A 16,425-nucleotide genomic window follows, 5' to 3' on the forward strand; every position below is an offset into this window, starting at 1 on the left:
TGGTTGCCCCTAGCGCGCGGGGCCGGGCCGGTCAGCGGCCGCGAACGATGCGGCGCAGCTTGGTCACCCGGGGGCCGACCTCGCGTTCGTAGCCGTGATCGGTGGGGTCGTAGTAGTCGGTACCGACCAGGTCGTCGGGCGGATACTGCTGGGCCAGAACGCCATCGGGGTGGTCGTGCGGGTATCGGTACCCCTGGGCGTTGCCCAGGCGGGCCGCGCCGGAGTAATGGCCGTCACGCAGGTGCGGCGGCACCGCCCCCGCCTTACCCTTGCCGATGTCGGCCAGGGCCGCCCCGATGGCGGCGGCCACCGCGCCGGACTTCGGCGCGGTGGCGACGTGAATGGTGGCGTGCGCCAAGGCCAGTTGCGCCTCGGGCAGGCCGACCAGCTGGACCACCTGGGCGGCGGCCACGGCGGTCTGCAGCGCGGTCGGATCGGCCATGCCGACGTCCTCGCTGGCCTGGATCATCAAGCGGCGGGCGATGAATCGCGGGTCCTCGCCCGCGCTGATCATCCGGGCCAGGTAGTGCAGCGCGGCGTCCACGTCGGAGCCGCGCAGCGACTTGATGAACGCGCTGATCACGTCGTAGTGCTGGTCGCCCGCGCGGTCGTAGCGCACGGCGGCCTTGTCGACGCTGGCCTCGACCAGGTCGACGTCGACCGTGCCGTCCAGCGAGGACTCGGCCGACGCCTCCAGCGCGGTCAGCGACCGGCGCGCGTCGCCGCCCGCGATGCGCACGATGTGGTCGAGCGCCGCGTCGGTGACCGTGTAGTGGCCCGCCAGCCCGCGCGGGTCGGCGATGGCGCGCCGCAGCACCGTGCGGATGTCGTCGTCGGACAGCGATTGCAGTTGCAGCACCAGCGACCGCGACAGCAGCGGCGACACCACCGAGAACGACGGATTCTCCGTGGTGGCGCCGACCAGCAGCACCACCCGGTTCTCCACCGCGGCCAGCAGCGCGTCCTGCTGGGTCTTGGAGAAACGGTGCACCTCGTCGATGAACAGGACCGTCTGCTCCCCCGCCAGCAGCCGCCGCCGCGCGATGTCGATGACCGCGCGCACCTCCTTCACCCCCGCCGACAGCGCCGACAGCGCCTCGAACCGGCGGCCGGTGGCATGCGAGATGAGCGAGGCGAGGGTGGTCTTCCCGGTGCCGGGCGGACCGTACAGCAGCACCGACGCCGCACCCGAGCCCTCGACCAGACGCCGCAGCGGCGAGCCGGGCCCCAGCAGATGCTGCTGCCCGACCACCTCGTCCAGGCTCTCGGGCCGCATCCGCACCGCCAGCGGGGCCAAGCGCCCGGCCGCGTCTCCCATCCCGAATTCCCCGGCACCGTTCGACGAGGACTCCGCTACCGGGGCATCGAACAGTCCTTCACTCACCGGTCAACCGTACCGAGCCGGTCCGACATGTCGGGACCTACTCTTCCCAGTACTCCTCGAGCGTCGCCGACACATGCTCGGCGAAATCGCCGAGGGTGTCGTCGCCGGTGATGCGGGCGTCCTCGGCGAGGGCGGCCCAGCGGTTGATCAGTGCGGCCGATCGGGGTACGGACAGGCCGTGCTCGCGGGCGGCGGCGATGCGGGTGTGGTCGGCGGGCAGGAACCAGTACGTGGTGAGCCACACCCAGATCAATCGGGCCTCGAGAATGCGCTCGGCCAGCAGGGTGTCGTCGGCCAGGGCGGGCCACACGCCCACCACCTCCGAGCGCCACGCCTCCACCATCTGCCGCGCCCGCTCCCGGGACAGCTCGAAATCGCAGAGGCAGCCGGGGAAGGAGACCAGCGCGTAGGCGATATCCAGTGTGGCGTCACGGAATCCGCCCCACTCGTAGTCGAGGAAGCGCGCACCCTCGTCGTTGAGGATGACGTTGTCCGGGCACAGGTCCGACGGACTGAACGCGCGGAAACGACCCGCGGAGAACAACCGATTGCCCCGCACGATGCGTTCGGCGATCTCGCCGGGCACCTCGATGCCCAGCTCGCGCCCGAGCAGCCCGGGCACCTCGCTGATCGCGGACTCGGCCTGCTGGGCGATGCCGTCGATGCGATGCACCACGTCGACCCGGCGCAGCAGCGCCACGAAATCGGCCTCGCGGCCCACGGTCGCCGCGTGCATGCGGCCCATGGCCTGCGCGAACGCCATGAGCGCATTGCGGCTGGCCGGTTCGGCGCCGGTGTGCAGCACCGAGGTCAGCGACATGTTCTCACCGAGGTCGCTGAGGATGAGTAATCGGTCGGGCAGGCTGTGTGCCAGCAGGTAGGCGCCGGGACGGTGCTCACTGCTGAGTGCGGTGGTGAATTGATACGACACCGCCTCGCGGAGAAAGGCGGAATCGATACTGGCCACCCCCGGTGCCAGACCACTGAAACGGCGATCGTACGCGCCCCCGGCAACCTGCTTCACGATCAGGGTCCGAGGAAGTGAAAACGCGTTCTCCGCCACACGCACGCGTAGTACCGTCGTCCTGCCACTGCCGCTGAGTTCGATTGGATCGCTCAGCTTTACCGGAGCACCCATTCGTTTGGTGAGCAGCTGTTGTGCCGCGGACACGACTTCGGCGGCGCGTTCGGCCAATAGTGCGGTCATCGCCTCTCAAGTTACTCGCTCCAGGTCACTTTCAGCGAGCGGTTGCGCAACCTTTCGCGCGTCGCTCGGCGTGTCTATGTGAAGGGTTTGCTATCGCCAACGATGCTCGGTAATCGACGCGTCCGACCACCTGGTATGTCCGGAACGGACACCGGCCGAGCTTGCTTGACACCTGCTGGCCGGTCCGGTTGTCTCGACGTCAACTGCTGTGCGCCACACCGTAACCCAGGTGATTCGAAAGGTCCCGACGATGACCGACACCCCGCGCTCCGCGCCCGGCGACACTCCCGCGGAGGGCGGAGCCGAGCGGTTCGCCGCCCAGCCCGGGCAACATCTGAATCCGCAACCCCCCGCCGACGACGAACCCGGCGCGGAGCACGGGCGGCACGAGATGCCCGGGGCCGCCGGGTATCCGCAGTTCGAAGGGCCGGGCGCGCCGCAGTACGGCAGCGAGCCGGTCGAGCCGCCACCGCCCGTGTCGACGTCCGGCGGGGCCGTGCCGCCGCCCCCGCCGGTGTCGGGCGTCCCGGTGCCGCCACCCGGCGGCGCGCCGGTCCCGCCGCCGAGTCACGGTGGCCCGCAATACGGCTACGGACCGCAGGAGGTCCCACCGGGCGCCGCACCGCCGCCGGGATCGGTTCCGCCCCATGGCGCTGTTCCCCCGCAAGGCGTCCAACCGCACGGCGCGGTTCCGCCGGGCGCGGTTCCACCGCAGGGCACGGTTCCATCGCAAGGCGCCGTCCCGCCGCAAGGTACCTATCCGCCGCCAGGCACCTACCCGCCACAAGGCGGCTACCCGCCGCAGGGCACGGTCCCGCCGCAGGGCTGGGCGCCGACCGGCGATACGGCGCCTCCGCCCGGATACGGGTACACGCCGTATGGTGTGCCGCCCGGCGGGCCGGGCGGGCTCGGGATCGGGCGCGCGCTCGGGTACGGCTGGGATCGGTTCCGCGCCAACCCGATTCCGTGGATCGGCATTACGCTGGTCGGTTTCGTGGCCTACCTGGCGGTGGTGCTGGTGGTCAATGTCGGGCACGTCCAGTCGCTGCCCGCACTGCTGCTGCTGGCGCTGGTGGTGGCGGTCGTGGTGTGGCTGCTACAGGCGGCCATGCTGCGCGGCGCGCTCTACGAGACCGACGGCACCCCGCCGGACCTACAGGGGTTCTTCGGCTTCGTCAACGCGGGCAACGTGCTGCTCACGGCGCTGGCCGTATTCCTCGTCGCGGTCGTGGCGGCGGCGCTGTGCGTCGTGCCCGCGATCGTCGTGCTGTTCCTGGGCATGTTCTCGCTGCACTTCGCGATCGATCAGGACCTCGGGCCGTTCGCGGCGATCAAGGCCAGTGTGCAGCTGGTGATCGCCAATGCCGCGCAGCTGGTGCTGCTGGCGCTGGCGGTGGCCGTGCTGACCTTCCTGGCCGTGCTGCCGTGCGGGATCGGGCTGCTGGTCGCGGGCCCGGTGACGGCCATCGCGGTGACCTACGCCTACCGCACGCTCACCGGCGGACTGGCCGCCTGATTCACCGAGCCGATCGAGAACATCGGGGCGACACCGACTTCGGTGTCGCCCCGATGCCTGCCGGATATCAGCTCTTCTTCTCGACCGGCTTGCCGTCGGCGCCGAGCACCACGTCCAGCCCCGCCTCCCTGCGCTGCTGCGGGGTGATCGGGGTCGGCGCGTCGGTCAGCGGGTCCACGCCGCCGCCGGACTTCGGGAACGCGATCACGTCGCGGATCGAATCGACACCGGCCAGCAGCGCGGTGATGCGATCCCAGCCGAAGGCGATGCCGCCGTGCGGGGGTGCGCCGAAGGCGAAGGCGTCCAGCAGGAAGCCGAACTTCTCCTGCGCCTCGTCGTGACCGATGCCCATCACCTTGAACACCCGCTCCTGCACGTCGCGGCGGTGGATGCGGATGCTGCCGCCGCCGATCTCGTGCCCGTTGCAGACGATGTCGTAGGCGTAGGCCAGCGCCGAACCCGGATCGGTGTCGAAGGTGTCCAGCGACTCTGGCTTGGGCGAGGTGAACGCGTGGTGGACCGCGGTCCAGGCCGAATGGCCCAGCGCCACATCGCCGCTCGCGGTGGCGTCGGCCGCGGGCTCGAACAGCGGCGCGTCCACGATCCAGACGAACGCCCAGGCGTTCTCGTCGATCAGGCCGCACTTGCGGGCGATCTCGGCGCGGGCCGCGCCCAGCAGGGCCCGGCTGGACCGCACCTCACCGGCGGCGAAGAAGACGCAGTCGCCGGGCACCGCGCCGACGTGCTTGGCCAGGCCCTCGCGCTCGGCCTCGCTCAGGTTCTTGGCGACCGGGCCGCCCAGCGTGCCGTCCTCGTTCACCAGCACATAGGCCAGACCCTTGGCGCCGCGCTGCTTGGCCCACTCCTGCCACCTGTCCAGCTCGCGGCGGGGCTGGCTCGCGCCGCCCGGCATCACGACCGCGCCGACGTAGGGCGACTGGAAGACCCGGAACGGGGTCTCGGCGAAATACTCGGCGCACTCGGTGATCTCGACGCCGAAGCGCAGGTCCGGCTTGTCGCTGCCGTAGCGGCGCATGGCGTCGGCGTAGGTCAGGTGCGGGATCGGCGCGGAGATGTGGTGGCCGATCAGCTTCCACAGCGCGGCCAGGATGTCCTCGGCCAGCAGGATCACGTCCTCCTGGTTCACGAAGCTCATCTCGATGTCGAGCTGGGTGAACTCGGGCTGGCGGTCGGCGCGGAAGTCCTCGTCGCGGTAGCAGCGCGCGATCTGGTAGTAGCGCTCGATGCCCGACACCATGAGCAGCTGCTTGAACAGCTGCGGGCTCTGCGGCAGCGCGTAGAACTTGCCCGGCTGCAGGCGCGCGGGCACCAGGAAGTCGCGGGCGCCCTCCGGCGTGGAGCGGGTCATGGTCGGGGTCTCGACCTCGACGAAGGCGTGCGCGGCCAGCACCTCGCGGGCGGCGGCGTTGACCTTCGACCGCAGCCGGATGGCGTGTGCCGGGCCCTCGCGGCGCAGGTCCAGGTAGCGGTACTTGAGCCGGGTCTCCTCGCCGGGCTGCTCGTCGAGCTGGAACGGCAGCGGCGCGGCCTCGTTGAGCACCACGAGCTCGGTGACGTTCACCTCGATGGCGCCGGTCGGCAGGTTCGGGTTCTCGCTGCCCGCGGGCCGCTGCTCCACCACGCCGGTGACCTGCACACAGAACTCGGCGCGCAGCCGGTGCGCCTGCTCGGCCGGCTCGGCCTCGCGGAACACGGCCTGGGCCACACCCGACGCATCGCGCAGATCGATGAAGATCACGCCACCGTGGTCTCGCCGCCGGGCCACCCAGCCGGTCAGGGTGACGGTCAGACCGGCGTGCTCGCTTCGCAGCGAACCAGCCAAGTGGGTGCGCAGCACGGGATTCCTTTCGACGACTCGAGTGCACCGGAGAGGACCCGGTGCGCTCCCATGGTAGTGAGACGGCTTCGGTGACCGGAAACCGTATCCGCGGCGGGGGCAGCGGTGGCGCCGTCGGCGCGAGATCGTGTCAAGCTTTATGCGCCCGCGCCGCGACGCGGGTCGGACGGCCCGACCCTCACGACCAGGAGAGAGCAGCAGCGATGACCTTCAACGAAGGCAGCGACATCGATCCGAATCGAGTGTCGACCGGCGGGATGGGACCCAAGCTCGCGCTGGGAGGCGGCGGCGGGCTGCTGGTGCTGGTTCTCGCGGTGCTGTTCGGCGTCAATCCGGGACATGTGATGGACAGCCTGACCGGGAGCGGCAATCACGGCGGCCAGGGCGGCGGCGTCGACGTCTCCATGTGCAAGACCAACGGCGACGCCAACCGGTACGCCCAATGCCGCGTCATCCTCACCGCGCAGAGCCTCGACGGGGTGTGGGGCAATCAGCTGGTGCGGCAGACCAGCCGCCAGTACCGACCGCCGCAGGTGAAGCTGTTCACCGGCGCCGTCGGGACCGGATGCGGCAACGCGACCAGCGCGGTCGGCCCGTTCTACTGCCCCGCCGACAAGACCGCGTACTTCGACACCGGATTCTTCCAGGAACTGCGCGACAAGTTCGGCGCCAGCGGCGGTCCGCTCGCCGAGGAGTACGTGGTGGCCCACGAGTTCGGCCATCACATCCAGAACCTGCTGGGCGACAGCGGCCGCGCGCAGCGCGACCCGAAGGGCCCCCAGTCCGGTTCGGTGCGGCTCGAGCTGCAGGCCGACTGCTACGCCGGACTGTGGGCCAGCTACGCCGACAAGACCCCCGCCCCCGGCGGCACCCAACCGCTGCTCAAACCCCTGAGCGACAACGACATCCGCGACGCCCTCTCCGCCGCGGCCGCCGTCGGCGACGACCGCATCCAGAAGGCCGCCACCGGCCGCGTCAGCCCGGAAGGCTGGACCCACGGCTCCTCCGCCGAACGCCAGAAATGGTTCCTCGCCGGATACCGCACCGGCCAGGTCCGCGCCTGCGACACCTTCTCCGTCCAGGACCTGACCAACCCACCCGCCCTGCGCTGACCCACCCATCGTCCGGTCTCCCGCTTCGGCTGTACCCCAGCACCATTCGGGCCGTTCGTGCTCCTGTATGCGAGGTCTGTAGGGATAGACGACGCGATCGCAGACCGCTCGGGCGCGTCGCACCGACCCCGCCGGTTACGCGGGACACAATCACGAGCGGCGGTGTCGCTGTCGCCCGGACCAAAGGAGAACGCATGGGAACACGCGGGGCGACAAGACGATTCGTAGCAGTGCGAGCGACAGCCGCGGCGGTGCTGGTGACCGCCGGACTACTGAGCGGCTCCGCACTGGCCGCAGGCCAGGATCCGGCGGTGCCCGCACCCAACGCCGCCGCTCCGGCCCCAGCTCCGTGGACGAATACCGCAGCTCCCGCACCGAATACCGCAGCGCCAGCCCCACTTGCGGCAGCGAACGCTACAGCTCCGGCGCAGAACTCTGCTCCCGCACCGAACCCGTCCCCCACGCCGAGCGGCGCAGCACCCACACCGGCGCAGCCACGCGATATCGCCGCTCCAGCTCCGGGAACGGATACAGCGGCACCTGCATCAGCGCCGAATCCGGCCCCCGCACCGAATGCCGCGGCACCGGCACCCAATTCGGCGCCAGCGCCGAACGCGGCTCCCGCACCGAATGGTGCGGCACCGGCACCCAATTCGGCGCCAGCGCCGAACGCGGCTCCCGCACCGAATGGTGCGGCGCCAGCGCCCAATTCAGCGCCGGTGCCCAACTCGGTTCCGGTGGGGGTGACGTTGACGACTATTCCGGAGGGGTGGGCGGGGCGGAGTGATCTCGGGCCCACGTTGCAGGTGGAGCGGGATGGGAAGGCCGTGAAGAGTGCGGATGCCGCCAGTGCCGATCGGAAGCCGGGGACGGCTCCGCAGCGGGTGGCGGGGCGGGTGGCGGCGGATGTGCTGGCGGCGGGGATGGCCGAGGCGCGGGCGTTGGTCGCGGTGGATATGGGGACTCCCAAGGAGGGGGACCATGGGACCGCGCTGCTCGACTTTCTGGGGGCGAGTCCGGATCGGGACGTTCATCTGGTCGTCTACGGCCCGGCCTATGCCGAGGGGCTGTCGGACGACCAGAAGGCCAATCGGAAGCGCTTCACCGATCTGTGCACGAGGCTGCTCGATGCCTTCGTGCAGGATCGCTGAGCGGGGCCGTCAGCCGACGGTCCAGGTTTCCTTTCCGGTGAGCAGCTGCTGCAGGGCGTCCGGTCCGACGGGCTTGCGTTCGCGGGCCATGGCGGTCTGGGCGCGCACGCCGTCGTCGTAGGTGGGGCGGGCGACGCTGCGGAAGATGCCGACCGGCACGTGCGACAGGTCCTGGGAGGACAGCCGCGACAGCGCGAAGGCGTATTCGGGGTCGTCGCGGTAGGCGTCGTGCACGACGATATCGGCCTCGGCGACGCCGTCCGCTCGGGCCACCTCCAGGCCGAAACCGCTGCGCACCACGGCGAATTCGCCCTCGGCGCCGAAGCGGATCGGCTCGCCGTGGCGCAGCCGGATCAGGTGCGACTCGGCATTGTCGCGGCGCAGCGCGTCGAACGAGCCGTCGTTGAAGATGGGGCAGTCCTGCAGGATCTCCACGAACGACGTGCCGCGATGTTCGGCCGCCGCGCGCAGCACCTCGGTGAGCCCGGCGCGGTCGGAGTCCAGGGCCCGCGCCGCGAAGGTGGCCTCGGCGCCCAGCGCCACCGACAGCGTGTTGAACGGATGGTCCACCGAGCCCATCGGCGTGGACTTGGTGATCTTGCCGCGCTCGGAGGTCGGCGAGTACTGGCCCTTGGTGAGCCCGTAGATCCGGTTGTTGAACAGCAGGATCGTGAGATTCACATTGCGGCGCAACGCATGGATGAGGTGATTGCCGCCGATGGACAGCGCGTCGCCGTCGCCGGTCACCACCCACACCGACAGGTCCGGGCGGGTGACGGCGAGCCCGGTGGCGATGGCGGGCGCGCGGCCGTGGATGGAATGGATGCCGTAGGCGTCCAGGTAGTACGGGAACCGGCTGGAGCATCCGATACCGGACACGAACATCAGGTTCTCGCGGCGCAGGCCGAGCTCGGCGAGGAAGCCGCGCACGGTGGCGAGAATGACGTAGTCGCCGCACCCGGGGCACCAGCGCACCTCCTGGTCGGAGGTGAAGTCCTTGACCTTCTGCGGGCCCTCGGCGCCGGGGACCCCGCTCAGCCCGGTCAGGCCGAGGTCGGTACCCACCAGCGACGCATCCATGATCGTCATCCCTGTCCCCCTGTCGTGCGGTAGGTGGCCCGGGCGCGTGCCGCGAAGCCCTTGTCCTGTTCCATTTCCGAGATGGAGCCGTCCAGCGCGGCATCGATGACGCCGACCAGTTCCTGCGCCGAGAACGCGGTTCCGGCGACCTTCGTCCACGGCTGCACGTCGACCAGGTAGCGGGCGCGCAGCAGCAGCGCGAGCTGACCGCCGTTCATCTCCGGGCAGACCACCGTGCGATAGCGGCGCAGTACCTCACCGGTATTGGGCGGCAACGGATTCAGATGCCGCAGATGCGCCTGCGCGACCGACACACCCCGCCGCCGTGCGCGCCGACACGCCTCGCCGATCGGGCCGTAGGAGCTGCCCCAGCCGATCAGCAGCAGGTCGGCGCGGCCGTCGGGATCGTCGACCTCGAGGTCGGGCACCGCGATGCCGTCGATCTTGGCCCGGCGCAACCGGACCATGAGCTCGTGATTGGCCGGGTCGTAGGAGATGTTGCCGCTGCCGTCGGCCTTCTCCAGGCCGCCGATGCGATGCGCGCGGCCCTTGGTGCCCGGCACCGCCAGCGGCCGGGCCAGCGTCTCCGGGTCGCGGGCGTAGGGCTGGAACGAATCGTCCTCGCCCGCCTCGGGTTCGAAGCCCGGGTCGATCGGCGGGAGGTCGGCGACGGACGGAATCGACCACGGCTCCGAGCCATTGGCGATCGCGCCGTCGGACAGCAGCAGCACCGGCGTGCGGTAGGTCAGCGCGATGCGCGCCGCCTCCACCGCCGTCGCGAAACAGTCGGCGGGCGAGCGGGGCGCGACCACCGCGACCGGGGATTCGCCGTTGCGACCGTAGAGCGCCTGCAGCAGGTCGGCCTGTTCGGTCTTGGTGGGCAGGCCGGTGGAGGGGCCGCCGCGCTGCACGTCGATGACGACCAGCGGCAGCTCGGTCATGACGGCCAGGCCGATGGTCTCGCTCTTGAGCGCCAGGCCCGGCCCGGAGGTGCTGGTGACGCCCAGCGAGCCGCCCAGCGAAGCACCCAGGGCCGCACCGATTCCCGCGATCTCGTCCTCGGCCTGGAAGGTGGTGACGCCGAAGTTCTTGTGCTTGCTCAGCTCGTGCAGGATGTCGGAGGCCGGGGTGATCGGGTAGGTGCCCAGGAACACCTGCAGGCCCGACAGCTGCCCGGCCGCCACCAGGCCGTAGGCCAGCGCGGTATTGCCGGTGATCTGCCGGTAGGTACCCGGCGGCAGTGCCGCGGGCGCGACCTCGTAGGTGGTGGCGAAGGTTTCGGTGGTCTCGCCGTAGTTCCAGCCCGCGCGGAAGGCCAGCACGTTGGCCTCGGCGATCTCCGGGCGGGCGGCGAACTTCTCGCGCATGAACTGCTCGGTGCCGCCGATCGGGCGGCCGTACATCCAGGACAGCAGGCCCAGCGCGAACATGTTCTTGGCGCGCTGGCCGTCCTTCTTGCCCACGCCGGTCGGCTCGGTGGCGGCCAGGGTCAGCGACGTCATCGGGACCCGGTGCACCACGAAATCGGAGAGGGTGTCGTCGGCGAGCGGGTCGCCGGCGTAGCCGACCTTGGCGAGAGTGCGCTTGGTGAACTCGTCGGTGTTGACGATGACGGTGGCGCCGCGGGCCAGATCCTCCAGATTCGCCTTCAGCGCAGCGGGATTCATCGCCACCAGCACGTCGGGCTGATCGCCCGCGGTGAGGATGTCGTAGTCGGCGATCTGGATCTGGAACGACGACACGCCGGGCAGCGTGCCCTGCGGGGCGCGGATCTCGGCCGGGAAGTTCGGCTGGGTCGCGAGGTCGTTGCCGAACGCCGCCGCCTCGTGGGTGAAGCGGTCACCGGTCAGCTGCATACCGTCGCCGGAGTCACCGGCGAAACGGATGACGACCTTCTCCAACTTCTCTGTGCCACCGCCGTTTCGGCGCACCACATCGACCATGGGCCCATCACTTCCTAGTCGGTATGACGTCCACTCGCCAAATTACTCCGCCGCAACCCGACACACGCGGGATGCATGCGGTCCAACAAGATTCACTCGCGCCGATCGGGGCCCGGTCAAGCCCCCGATGCCGATGTCGAGGTGAATCCTCGAGGTGGTGCTCGGGTACTGCGGTCAGGCGAACAGTGCGAGCTGCGGATCCGGCGGCGGGGCGGCCGCGCGATCGCGCTCGGTGCCGCGTGGCTGCGGAGGCTCGTCCTCCGAGGACCGGTCGCGGTGTAGCCCGTATCGTTCGAGCAGGGGGTCTACCCGGCTCCGTAGCCACGCAGCGTACTCCGGTGTGACGTACGCCCCACGACCGTACAGCTGCCGGTATTTTCGCAGCAGCGCAGGGTGGTGCCCGGCGAGCCATTCCAGGAACCAGCCGCGGGTGCTGCCGCGCAGGTGCAGCGCGAAGGCGGTGGCCCGCGCGGCGCCCGCCTCGGCGATGGCGGCGAACAGCGCCTCCAGATGGGCGGTGCCGTCGGTGAGATACGGAAGGACCGGGGCCACCAGCACGCCCACCTCGAATCCGGCATCGGACAGCGCGCGCACCATGTCCAGCCGCGCCCGCGGCGACGGGGTGCCCGGCTCCAGGCCGTGGTGCAGCTCCGGGTCGAGGATCGCGATGGACACCGCCAGGCTGACCGGGACCTGCCGCGCGGCCTGGGTGAGCAGCGGCAGGTCGCGGCGCAGCAGCGTGCCCTTGGTGAGAATGGAGAAGGGCGTGCCGGATTCGGCCAGCGCGCCGATGATGCCCGGCATGAGCCGATAGCGGCCCTCGGCGCGCTGATACGGATCGGTGTTGGTGCCCAGCGCCACCGAGTCGCGCCGCCACGAGCCGCGCCGCAGCTCCCGCCGAAGTACCGCGGCGACATTGGTTTTGACCACGAGCTGGGTCTCGAAGTCGCGCCCGGGGTTCAGGTCCAGGTATTCGTGCGAGGGGCGGGCGAAGCAGTACCGGCAGGCGTGCGAGCAGCCGCGAATCGGATTCACGGTCCACTGAAAGCCGAAGCCCACGCCCGGGGGCAGCTTGTTCAGCGCGCTCTTGCACAGCACCTCGTGGAATGTGACGCCCTCGAACTCGGGAGTCCGGACGCTGCGCACGAAACCGGCCCGCTCGAGGCCGGGGAGTGCCCCGTCATCGGCGCCGAGGGTCTGGCTCTGCCATCGCATGCCCTCATTCGAACATCTGTTCTAATCGCCGTCAAGCAATGCTCCGCGCGTCCCGGCGTGGCGTCGCGCCGTTGTAGAAGGCGACCAGGTCGCGGACGGTCTCCTCGGTCGGCCGCGGCCGGTAGCCGAGCTCGGTGCGCGCCTTGGCGCCGTCCACCTCGGGCGCCGACAGCAGCGCGCCCATGGCCGCGCGCGAGATCCGGTCGCTGCCGAGCAGCTTGCCGACCGGCTCCAGCACCGGCAGCGCCGCCGAGATCACCCGCACCGGAATGGCGAAGCGCGGCCCGCGTTTACCGTTCACCGCCGCGGACAGCCGGGTCACCTCGAGCATGGACACCATCGCGCCGGGCAGCAGATAGTTCTCCCCCGTGCGGCCGCGCTCGCCCGCCAGCAGCAGCCCCTCGGCCACGTCGCGCACGTCGACCAGGTCGAATCCGCCCCCGATCATGACCGGCACCCGCCCGCGCGCGGCGTCCCACAGCGTGCAGTTGATGCGGGAGGAGGTGTGGTCGACCGGGCCGTAGACCCCGGTGGGATTGCAGATGACCGCGTCCAGTCCGGCGTCGACGACCTTGCGCAGCTCGACCTCGCCCTGCCACTTGGAGCGGTCGTAGACCGGCAGCCCGGGATCGGTCGACCGCGCCGAGCGCTCGTCGATGCGGCCGCCGCAGCGGTACTGGTCGAAGGCGTGAATCGAGCTGGCGTGCACCATCCTTCGCGCGCCCACCGCCCGCGCGGCCTCGGCCACCACCCGCACGCCCTCGGTGTTCACCCGCCAGGCCACGTCGTGCCGCTGCGCCAGGGTGATCAACGCGACCAGGTGATAGACGATCTCCGCGCCGTCGAGCGCCGAGCGCATCGACGCGGGATCGAGTACGTCGCCGGTCACCCATCTCACCCCGGATTGCGGCGCGCCGGTGGGGCGGACCCGGTCGATGGCGGTGACCTCGTGACCGCGAGCCACCAACCGGTGGAGCAGATTCGTCCCGAGAAAGCCGGCGGCGCCGGTGACTGCGACCTTCATGAGACGAGAATATAGAACCTGTTCTAGTTTGCAAGCGGTTCCCGATATTTCCGAATGGATGCGTGGACTCGAAACGCGCGCAGCCGGTCGGCTATATTGAGGCCCAGTCGCAAGACGCCGGTTTCACCGGCTCGGACAAAGCAATTCAAGACCACACACGTTCACGAAGGCCGATGTTCACGACGATTGGGGGGCAGACTCGATGAGCGATCTCTCGGTGGAGACCGACGCCGTCCGCGCGTTCGCCGCAACGCACGAGGGGGTCGCGGCCGACATCGCCGGGGCCGGCAATTTCGACACGGTGACCCACGTCGCCGCGATGACGCCGGTGTTCGGCATCATCGGCGCCGACTACCTCGCCATGTTCGCCGCCGCGCAACTGTTGCACGCCAAGGACATCAACGATCTGTCCGCCAAGTGCGATCACCTGGGCAAGGCCGCGTTCGGCTCGGCCGCAGTCTTCGACGACACCGACCAATCGTCGGCCGGAACACTCGGGAACATCGGCACACAGATCGGGGGATGACGCGTGACAACCATCGATTCCAGACACGGCGGCGTCATCGGCGCGGAGCCGATCGCGGGAACCGCGCCCGCCGCGGCGCCGGTGGCGCAGCCGGGCCCGATCCAGGACCTGCCGCTGCCGCAGCTGCCGGCCGACCTGCCGCCCATCGAGCCGCCCGCATTCCATACCGCGCGTAAGGAATTCGACGACAACGGCTCGGCATCCGCGGTCACGCCGCATGTTCCGGGCCTGGGCGGCGGCAACCCCGCCGATCCCTCGGCCCACGCGGCCGCGTTCGGCGATCCCGCCTCGCCGCTGCTCGGCGCGGCGCACGGGGCGCTCAACGGCGCCCAGGGCGTCCTCGACACCACGCACACCGCCGCGCAGGGCCTGCTCGACAACGCCCGGTCGGCCATCGACCACGCCCCGGCGGCGTTCGGCGGCGCGGCAGCCACCGCCCCGGCCGCGGCCGCGAGTCCGGCGGCGGGCGGACTTCCGGCGCTACCCCCGTTACCGGCCGACCCCGTCGGCGCGCTCATGAACGGCATGGCCCTGCCCGCGATTCCGGGCATCGACATGCTGTTCAAGCCGTTCCTCGACATGCTGTCCAGCTTCGGCACCGGCGTCATGGGCGCGCTCAATCCGGCCACCATCCTCAGCCAGTCGTCGCAGGTCATCCAGAGCGCCATGCAGGTCGGCTCGGGCGCGCTGAAAACCGTCGAGCAGGTCTGGCAGGGTCAGGCGGCGCGCAGCGCGCAGGCCGCCGGGCAGCAGGCCCAGTCGCACGGCGCCGACACCAGCCAGCGCGGCTTCGACATCTCCAAGCTCACCGACGAGGCCGCGCAGGTCGTGCAGCGCGGCAATGTGCAGCTCACCGCCGTCGCGCAGTCGTTCGCGGCGCAGGCCACCGCGCTCGCGCCGGTCATCCTCACCCCGCCCGCGCAGGCCACGCTGATGGCATCGGCCACCGAGCATCTCGGCCAGGCGGTGGCCATCGTCAACGCCACCCGCGGCGAATTGTCCGGCTACACCGGGCAATTGGCGGGCGTGGTGCAGCAGATCATGGGCTCGGGCGGCGGCCCGAATCCGGGCGATGTCGCACAGGCGGTGGCGCAGAACATCGGCCAGCCCATCATGGAGCAGGCCCAGCAGCTGCTGTCCGGTGGCGGCGACACGGCCACCCAGGCGGCCGGGCTCGGCGGCGACCTGCCCGCCGGGCTCGGCGGCACCGCGACCAACGCGGCCTCCTTCGGCGGCAACGGCGCGCATCCCGGCTCCTACGGCGGCGGTGGCGGTTACGGCGGCGGCGGCCTCGGCGGCTTGGTGGGCGGCCTCGGCTCCGGAGCGACTGCCGGTGCGGCGAAGCCGGTCCCGGGCGCCTCGATGCCCGGCCGTCCCGGCGCGGGCATGCCCGGTATTCCGTTCGGCCCCGGCATGCCCGGCGCGCCCGGTTCGGCCATGGGCGGCGGGAGCGGCTTCATGGGCGCGCCCGGCGCGGCACAGCGCAACAACGACGAGGAACACTCGCGTCAGGTGCAGCCGTACCAGAGCCCCACGGGCAACACCGATCTCACCGGCGCGCTCGGCGAGAGCGCCCCGGAGGTCATCGGCCAGACCCACTCCGACGAGATCATCAACGACTACGAGATCGACCAGCTGTAGGGCGGTCGGCCGTCAGAACGCCGTCGGCCGGATCAGGGCGTCGACGCCGCCGTCGATGACGAACTGCGCGCCGTGGATGTAGCCCGCCTGCGGGCCGAGCAGATAGGCGATGAGCGCGGCGATCTCCGCGGGTTCGGCGGTGCGCGGTATGGGCGCGGCGAACGCGCGGATCAGGTCGCCGTAGCGCGGATCGTCGAGCCCGGCCCGCAGCAGCGGCGTGTCGACGGTGCCGGGGGCGACGGTATTGAGCCGCACCCCGGCCGCGCCCCACTCCGCGGCGCGCTGGCGCACCGCGACGGTCAGCGCGTTCTTCGAGTACGCGTACGCCAGATGCCCCGCGTACTCCCCCGCCCGCGCCAGTGCCCGCGCCTGCGAACCGTCCGCGATCGGATTCTCCGCCCACGTCACCTGGGTGGAGGCGACCGACGAAACCACCACGGCCGCAGGCGATTCCCCCTTGCGCAGCGCCGGGAGCAGCCCGTCCAGCACGGCGACCGAGCCGCGGTAGTTGAGTTCGATCACCCGCAGCGGATCGGGCGTGTGCGGTCCGATGCCCGCGCACAACACCACCCCGTCCAGCACCCCGCCGCAGCGGTCGAGCACCCCGTCGACGGCCGCCACCCGCCCCTGCGGGGTGGACAGATCGGCGAGCACCTCGGCGTCGCGCAGGTCGACACCGACGATGCCGTGTCCGGCCTCGGACAGTGTTCGCGCCGCCGCGGCCCCGATTCCGGACGCCGACCCGGTGATGGCGATCGTCATGACTCC

At 70.9% G+C, this 16,425-nt stretch carries 14 protein-coding genes; 6 read left to right on the top strand and 8 right to left on the bottom strand.

Translation table 11 applies throughout. The annotated features are described in order from the left end of the window. Nucleotides 1-31: 31 nt before the first annotated feature. Entirely contained in the window at nt 32-1,384 is a 1,353-nt protein-coding gene (locus tag HPY32_RS38485; protein ID WP_067588156.1) for a replication-associated recombination protein A, read from the bottom strand. A 37-nt stretch (nt 1,385-1,421) separates the two neighbouring features. After that, complete coding sequence (locus HPY32_RS38490) at nt 1,422-2,591, bottom strand: phosphotransferase family protein (RefSeq protein ID WP_067588154.1); 1,170 nt, start codon at nt 2,589-2,591, stop codon at nt 1,422-1,424. Between the two features lie 250 nt (nt 2,592-2,841). Between HPY32_RS38490 and HPY32_RS38495 the strand changes: the two genes are divergently transcribed. Beyond that, the gene (locus HPY32_RS38495) at nt 2,842-4,107 is read left to right on the top strand and encodes a DUF2189 domain-containing protein (RefSeq protein WP_067588152.1); all 1,266 of its coding nucleotides are present in this window, start codon (nt 2,842-2,844) and stop codon (nt 4,105-4,107) included. A 67-nt stretch (nt 4,108-4,174) separates the two neighbouring features. On the opposite strand, the gene aspS is transcribed toward HPY32_RS38495, so the two are convergent. Further along, on the bottom strand, nt 4,175-5,965 hold the full coding sequence (gene aspS / locus HPY32_RS38500) for an aspartate--tRNA ligase (protein WP_067588150.1): 1,791 nt from the start codon (nt 5,963-5,965) through the stop codon (nt 4,175-4,177). Nucleotides 5,966-6,168: 203 nt separating this feature from the next. Between aspS and ypfJ the strand changes: the two genes are divergently transcribed. From ypfJ to HPY32_RS38515, 3 genes are all read left to right on the top strand, one after another. Next, nucleotides 6,169-7,077 carry a KPN_02809 family neutral zinc metallopeptidase gene (gene ypfJ, locus HPY32_RS38505; RefSeq protein WP_067588149.1) on the top strand — a complete coding sequence of 303 codons (909 nt, stop codon included), beginning with the start codon at nt 6,169-6,171 and terminating at the stop codon, nt 7,075-7,077. Nucleotides 7,078-7,426: 349 nt separating this feature from the next. Next, entirely contained in the window at nt 7,427-7,864 is a 438-nt protein-coding gene (locus tag HPY32_RS44170) for a hypothetical protein (protein ID WP_067588147.1), read from the top strand. 40 nt (nt 7,865-7,904) lie between these two features. After that, the gene (locus HPY32_RS38515; protein ID WP_156674454.1) at nt 7,905-8,228 is read left to right on the top strand and encodes a hypothetical protein; all 324 of its coding nucleotides are present in this window, start codon (nt 7,905-7,907) and stop codon (nt 8,226-8,228) included. Between the two features lie 9 nt (nt 8,229-8,237). On the opposite strand, the gene HPY32_RS38520 is transcribed toward HPY32_RS38515, so the two are convergent. From HPY32_RS38520 to HPY32_RS38535, 4 genes are all read right to left on the bottom strand, one after another. Further along, on the bottom strand, nt 8,238-9,317 hold the full coding sequence (locus HPY32_RS38520; protein WP_067588143.1) for a 2-oxoacid:ferredoxin oxidoreductase subunit beta: 1,080 nt from the start codon (nt 9,315-9,317) through the stop codon (nt 8,238-8,240). Then, nucleotides 9,314-11,251 (bottom strand): 2-oxoacid:acceptor oxidoreductase subunit alpha, encoded by a 1,938-nt coding sequence (locus tag HPY32_RS38525; protein ID WP_067588141.1) that lies wholly within the window; start codon nt 11,249-11,251, stop codon nt 9,314-9,316. The genes HPY32_RS38520 and HPY32_RS38525 overlap by 4 nt, the downstream gene beginning before the upstream one ends. A gap of 174 nt (nt 11,252-11,425) precedes the next feature. Next, nucleotides 11,426-12,466 (bottom strand): Rv2578c family radical SAM protein, encoded by a 1,041-nt coding sequence (locus tag HPY32_RS38530; protein ID WP_067588139.1) that lies wholly within the window; start codon nt 12,464-12,466, stop codon nt 11,426-11,428. A gap of 31 nt (nt 12,467-12,497) precedes the next feature. Beyond that, a complete protein-coding gene (locus HPY32_RS38535) occupies nt 12,498-13,490 on the bottom strand; it encodes an NAD-dependent epimerase/dehydratase family protein (RefSeq protein WP_067588137.1) in 993 nt (330 codons plus the stop codon). A 202-nt stretch (nt 13,491-13,692) separates the two neighbouring features. Between HPY32_RS38535 and HPY32_RS38540 the strand changes: the two genes are divergently transcribed. Then, nucleotides 13,693-14,016, top strand: a complete 324-nt coding sequence (locus HPY32_RS38540) for a type VII secretion target (RefSeq protein WP_067588136.1) — start codon at nt 13,693-13,695, stop codon at nt 14,014-14,016. A gap of 3 nt (nt 14,017-14,019) precedes the next feature. Continuing rightward, entirely contained in the window at nt 14,020-15,657 is a 1,638-nt protein-coding gene (locus tag HPY32_RS38545) for a hypothetical protein (RefSeq protein ID WP_067588134.1), read from the top strand. Between the two features lie 12 nt (nt 15,658-15,669). Here the strand turns inward: HPY32_RS38545 and HPY32_RS38550 are convergent, their stop codons facing one another. Next, nucleotides 15,670-16,419 (bottom strand): SDR family oxidoreductase, encoded by a 750-nt coding sequence (locus HPY32_RS38550; RefSeq protein WP_067588132.1) that lies wholly within the window; start codon nt 16,417-16,419, stop codon nt 15,670-15,672. Nucleotides 16,420-16,425 lie beyond the last annotated feature (6 nt).

The organism is Nocardia terpenica, from assembly GCF_013186535.1.
Lineage (GTDB): Bacteria > Actinomycetota > Actinomycetes > Mycobacteriales > Mycobacteriaceae > Nocardia > Nocardia terpenica.